Below are 244 nucleotides of genomic sequence, written 5' to 3' on the forward strand. Positions count from 1 at the left end.
TCTTCGAGCGTCTCCATGCCGCGCTCGATGATGGCGCGCTCGCCCATCGATTCCGCGGAGCGGGCGCGGAGGACGGTCGAGATGGCGTCCCCCTGCGCTTCGAGGATCTGTGACTGCTTTTCCCCCTGCGCGCGGATGATGTTTGACTGCTTGTCACCTTCCGCCTGCTCGACGGCGGAGCGGCGTTCCCCCTGCGCTTCGAGGATCATCGCGCGGCGACGGCGCTCGGCGGAGGTCTGCTGCT

Annotated in this window: 1 protein-coding gene; it reads right to left on the reverse strand. The window is 68.0% G+C overall.

Going from position 1 to position 244, the window contains the following annotated elements; genetic code table 11:
* On the reverse strand, positions 1-244 hold a 244-nt coding region (locus EXE42_RS17910), incomplete at both ends, for an SPFH domain-containing protein (protein WP_369333809.1).

The organism is Halorubrum sp. SP3, assembly GCF_005435195.1.
GTDB classification, from domain to species: domain Archaea; phylum Halobacteriota; class Halobacteria; order Halobacteriales; family Haloferacaceae; genus Halorubrum; species Halorubrum sodomense.